Source organism: Streptomyces sp. NPDC015345 (genome assembly GCF_043078805.1).
Taxonomy (GTDB): domain Bacteria; phylum Actinomycetota; class Actinomycetes; order Streptomycetales; family Streptomycetaceae; genus Streptomyces.
In genome coordinates this window covers 1-5,924 of the sequence record NZ_JBIBTX010000019.1, presented here as the reverse complement: position 1 = coordinate 5,924, position 5,924 = coordinate 1, and the positions used below count along the sequence as shown (strand labels likewise).

Annotated in this window: 1 protein-coding gene and 1 pseudogene; both read right to left on the bottom strand. The window is 70.1% G+C overall.

Annotated elements, in window-relative coordinates; all coding sequences use genetic code 11:
- The coding region (locus ACF062_RS38410; RefSeq protein ID WP_392144755.1) for an amino acid adenylation domain-containing protein at positions 1 to 5,618 on the bottom strand (5,618 nt) is incomplete at its 3' end.
- Between the two features lie 21 nt (positions 5,619 to 5,639).
- A pseudogene (locus ACF062_RS38405) lies at positions 5,640 to 5,780 on the bottom strand (hypothetical protein); the annotation flags it as partial.
- Between the last annotated feature and the right edge of the window lie 144 nt (positions 5,781 to 5,924).

The window sequence follows — 5,924 nt, the reverse complement described above, 5'->3', positions numbered from 1 at the left end:
AAACTGAACGACGCGAACTGCAACACACGAACCCCCGGACCCACCCCCATCAACGGCCCGAACACCGACACCAGATTCGCCAACCCACCATGACCGACAGCCACACCCTTCGGCCGCCCCGTCGAACCCGACGTATAAATCACATAGGCCAAGCCGGCGCTGTGTGGGTTACCTTCGGGCGCCCTGGCCGACGCGGACGCCAGCTCGGCCCGCAGTTCCGGACCGTCAACGGCCACGACGGGCACCTGGCCCGTCGGGAGCCCGCCGAGCAGTTCCTCCGTGGTCAGCGCGAGTGCGGCGCCACTGTCGGCGAGCATGTACGCGATCCGGTCGGCCGGGTGCTCGGGGTCGATGGGCAGGTAGCCGGCCCCGGCCTTCCAGGTGGCCAGGATCGCCACGATCATCTCGGCGTCCCGGCCCAGGCACAGGCCGACGACCGACTCGGCACCGATGCCCCGGGCGATGAGCCGATGGGCGAGGCGGTTGGCCCGTGCGTCCAGCTCCGCGTACGTGACCTCATGGCCGCCCGCGATCACCGCGACCGCGGACGGGGTCGACACCACGTGCGCCTCGAACAGCTCAGGCACCGTGGCGGGAACGATCTGCACGGCCGTGTCATTCCACTCGGCCAGCACCTGGTGACGCTCGGCGGCGTCCAGAACGTCGACAGCACTCAGCCGGGTCTGCGGTTCGACGACGAGAAGTTCGAGGACCCGGAGCCAGCGTTCGGCGAGGCGCGCGGCCGTCGCCGACTCGAAGAGGTCCGCCGACGCGACCACGGAGCCGCGCAGCCCGGCGGGGGCGCCCTCGGCATCGAAGGCTTCGGCGACCTCGACGGCCAGGTCGAACTTGGCGGCGGCCTGGCCAGGGGCATCGGCCTTGACCGCCCCCGGAGTCCCGGTACGCAGGCCCGGCAGGTCGACGACGGCGTCGGCGTTGTTCTCCAGGGTCACCATGACCTGGAAGAGCGGGTGCCGGGCCAGCGAACGCGTCGGCGCGAGCTCCTCCACCAGCTTCTCGAACGGCACATCCTGATGCGCGAAAGCCGACAGACCCGTCTCCCGCACACGACCCAGGACCTCCCGGAACGTCGGATCACCCGACAGATCCGTACGCAGCACCAGCGTGTTCACGAAGAAACCGACCACGTCGTCCAGCGCCACGTCCGTACGACCGGCGTTCGCCGTACCGATCGGGATGTCCGTGCCCGCGCCCAGCTTCGACAGGAGGACGGCGGAGGCGGCCTGGAGCAGCATGAACACCGTCACACCCTCGGCCTGAGCGAGCTCCCGCAGCCGTGCGTGCACGGCGGCCGGGATCTGGACGGGAACGCGGTGTCCACGATGGGACGCGAGCGCCGGGCGGCGGTGGTCGGCCGGGAACTCCAGCTCCTCCGGCGCTCCGGCGAGTGCCGCGCGCCAGTAGGAGATCTGCTGGGCCATGACGCTGTCGGGGTCGGTCGCGTCACCGAGCAGCTCACGCTGCCAGAGCGCGTAGTCCGCGTACTGGACCGGCAGCGGCTCCCACTCAGGAGCCCGGCCCTCGCTGCGCGCCTCGTAGGCGACCGAGACGTCACGGGCCAGCGGGCGCTTGGACCAGCCGTCGCTCGCGATGTGGTGCATGACCACGACGAGCACTTGGTCGTCGGGTGCCGCGGAGAACAGCCAGGCGCGGAAGGGGACCTCGGCGGAGAGGTCGAAGGCGTAGTCGGCCGCCGCGGCGACCGCGCCGTCCAGATCCTCCGGCGCGACCTCGACCAGCGGCAGTTCCCAGGCCAGGTCCTCGACCGGGATGACCCGCTGGTACGGCTCACCGTCCGCGGCGGGGAAGACGGTGCGCAGGACCTCGTGACGGGCGATCACGTCGCGCAGGGCCGCGCCGAGCGCGTCGCGGTCCACTCCGCCCGAAAGGCGGAGCGCCATCGGGACGTTGTAGGCCGAGCTCGGTCCGTCCAGCTGGCCGACGAACCACAGACGCTGTTGCGCGAACGAGAGGGGAGTCCGCTCCGGGCGCTCCATCGGTGCCAGTGCCTTCCGCGCCGCGACGGCCCCGGTGATCCGAGCCGCCAGGCCCGCGACGGTCGGCGCCTCGAACAGCGCTGCCATCTCCAGCTCGATGCCGAGGGCGGCGCGGATGCGGCTGACCAGGCGGACGGCGAGCAGCGAATGGCCGCCGAGGGTGAAGAAGCTCTCGTCCACTCCGACCTGGTCCAGGCCGAGGACCTGGGCGAAGGCCGCGCAGAGGATCTCCTCCTGGAGCGTGGCGGGTCCGCGCCCGGATCCTGCCGATACAGAGGTGTCCGGGGCCGGCAGTGCCTTGCGGTCGAGCTTGCCGTTGGCGGTCAGCGGGAGAGCATCAAGGACGACGACCGCCGACGGAACCATGTGCTCCGGCAGTCGCGTCGCCGTGAACTGCACTACCTGGGACGGCAGTTCAGGCTCGGCGTCGTCGAGGTCGGTGGGGACGATGTAGGCGACGAGGCGGGTGTCTCCCGGGACGTCCTCGCGAGCGATGACGGCCACCTGGGCGACCTGCGGGTGCGCCGCCACAACGGCCTGCACCTCACCCGGCTCGATCCGGTAACCACGGATCTTGACCTGCTCATCCGCACGACCCAGGTATTCGAGGAGCCCTTCGGTGGTCCAGCGGGCCACATCCCCCGTGCGATACATCCGCCCGCCCGGCTCGAACGGGTTCGCCGCGAAACGCTCGGCCGTCAGACCCGGACGCCTCACATAACCACGCGCCAGCTGAACACCCGCGACATACAACTCACCAGCAACCCCCGGAGCGACCGGCTGCAGGAACTCATCCAGCACATACAGACGCATGTTGGCGATCGGCCGCCCGATCGGCACCGACTCCCCCACCACCTGACCCGCCGAAACCTCAAAGACACAGCACCCGACCACCGTCTCGGTCGGCCCGTACTCATTCACCACCACCGACCCCGCAGCCCGCGACAACCAGTCACGAACCACACCGCCCGGCAGAGCCTCACCACCAACAACCCACGTACGAGCCGAAGAGGCGACCTGAGCGTCATCCAGCATCTCCGCCAGGAGCGGCAGGTGGGCGGGGACTGCCTTGACCAGACCGAACCCACCAGGCTCACGAATCAGGTCGGCCAGCCCTTCAGCGCCGCCGGCCTCACTGACCACGACCGCGGACCCGGACACCAGCGGCACCAGAACACTGGTCACCGTCAGATCGAACGCAAGGGAGGAGTGCAACGGAGCACCACCGGCCATGTCCTTCATGCCGTACGCGTCCGCGGCCCACATCACGTAGTTCGCCAGACCGCCATGGGTGACGGCCACACCCTTGGGCCGGCCGGTCGAACCCGAGGTGTAGATGACATACGCGAGCGACTGCGGCTCGACCGCCACATCGGGAGCCTCGGCAGAAGCGGCCGCCAGCTGCATCTCCACCAGTGTGCTGTCCAGCGCCACAAACCGGTTCCGCCCGGCCGGGAGATCGTCCAGGACCTCCTCGGTCGTCAACGTCAAAGCCGCACCCGAATCGGCCAGCATGAAACCGATCCGCTCAGCCGGATACCCCGGATCAACCGGCAGATAAGCCGCCCCCGCCTTCCACACCGCCAGGACCGCCACCACCGCCTCGACCCCACGCGGCAGACACAACCCCACCAACGACTCCACACCGACACCCTGCGCAACCAGATAGCGGGCCAACCGATTCGCCCGCGCATCCAACTCCCCATACGTGATGCCGGAACCGTCCCAGGCGACCGCCACTGCCTCCGGGGAACGCACCACCTGCGCGGCGAACAGACCCGGCACCAGCGCGGTGCCCAGATCGGCAGCCGTGTCGTTCCACTCCTCCAACACCCGACACCGCTCCACCTCCCCCAGCACGGAGAGCGAGCTCAGGGGCACGTCCGTGCCGCCGTCCAGCGTCTTCTCCAGTGCGGAGACGAGGTTCTCGGTGGCCGTGCGCACCAGGGTGCTCACCGCCTCCGGGTCCGCCGGGGCGATCGCGTCCACCGCGAGCGCGACGGTGTCGCCGTCGTCGTTGACCGCCACTGACAGCGGGTAGTTCGTGCGGTCGTGTGTCCAGACGGTGCGGATGCCCGTGATCTCGGCGTTCCGGCTCTGGTCCGCTCGCTGGCCGGCGTTGTGCCGGTAGTTGAAGAAGGAGGTGAACACCGGCGTGTCACCTGCGACCCCGCTGGCCCGCTGGGCCACGGCGAGGGGTGCGTGCTCGTGCTCGAGAAGGCGGGCCAGCTGGCCGCGCATGGCTTCGACGGACTCCAACGCGCCGAGCTCACCGGTGCGTACGCGGACCGGCAGCGTGTTCATGAACGGTCCTGTCACCCGGTCCGAGCCGGTTCCCGCATTCATGCGGCCGGAGAGGACGGTGCCGAAGACCACGTCCGCGCGGCCGGAGACGGCGGCGAGCACCCGGGCCCATGCCACGTGCAGCACGGGGGCCGGGCTGACGCCGAGGCGGCGCGCGACGTCCCGCAGGCGAGCGGTGAGGGCGGGGGCGAGTTCCAGCTCGCCCCGGACGACGCCGGCGCCGTCACCGTGCACGTCGACCATGCCGTAAGGAGCGGTGGGCTCGGTGACGTCGCCGAGCAGGTCGGTGAAGTAACGCTCGTGCTCGGACTCGTCGGCTCCGCCGCGTGCCTGGGCGACGAAGTCGCGGAACGGCAACGGCTCGGCCAGCTCGTCGCCGCGTCCCGTGAGGAACGCTCGAACCTCTTCGAGGAGGACTTCCTTCGCCGTGTGGTCCTGCACCATGTGATGCATCCGCAGCAGGGCGAGCAGGCGGCCGCTCTCCGGTACGGCGGCGATGTGCAAGCTGATCAGCGGGGCCCGGCCGAGGTCCATCGCGGAGCCGCCGACGGCGACCAGGTCGGCGACCGGGTCGGTACTGTCCGCGTCGACGGTGATCTCGGTGACGGGCAGGGTGGCGTTGCGCCACACGACCTGAACCGGCTCGCGCAGGCCGTCCCACACGATGGAGGTGCGGTAGATGTCGTGGCGGTCCACCACCTGCTGGAGCGCGGCGAGAAACGTGTCGAAGCGCTCGCGCGAGTCGAACTCGACGACCGTCGGGAGCGCGTAGGCGTCGTCGCCTCCCTCGTTGAGGAGGTGGTGGAAGAGCAGGCCCTCCTGGAGGGGGGCCAGCGGGTAGACGTCGGCGACGTTCGCCGCGCCGCCGTCCACGCAGGAGACGACCACGGCGACCTCGTCGGCGGTGAGGTCGACGAGCGGCAGCATCTCGGGAGTGATGGCGGTCGCGTCGGCCGGTATCAGGTTGTCCGGCACGGCGGACCGGACCGTGCCCGTCGACAGCGCGAGGCCGGCCACGGTCGGAGTCTCGAACAGGGCCCGTACGGACACCGTGACACCGCGCTCGCGCAGCCGCTCGACGAGGCGGACGGCGAGCAGGGAGTGACCGCCGAGGGCGAAGAAGTTGTCCTCGACGCCGACGGTGTCGAGCCCCAGGGACTCGGCAAAGGCCTCGCACAGGATCTCTTCGCGACGGTTGGCGGGGCCTCGGCCATCGCCTGTGACGTACCGGGGCGCGGGAAGCGCCCGATGATCCAGCTTCCCGTTCACGGTCAGCGGCAGCGCGTCCAGAACCACGACCGCCGAGGGAACCATGTACCCTGGAAGACGCCCCGCCACGAACTCACCCACACCTAGCGCAAGTTCAGCGCCATCCCCGGCATCGCTGTCCACGGCGGCACCGCCATCCGCAACGACATACGCGACCAGACGCGGATCCCCCACAACATCCTCACGCACCACCACCGCGGCCTGCGCCACCAACGGATGCGCGACCACAGCCGCCCGCACCTCACCCGGCTCAATACGGAACCCACGGATCTTCACCTGCTCATCCGCACGCCCCACAAAAACCAACTCACCCCCCACCGACCACCGCACCAC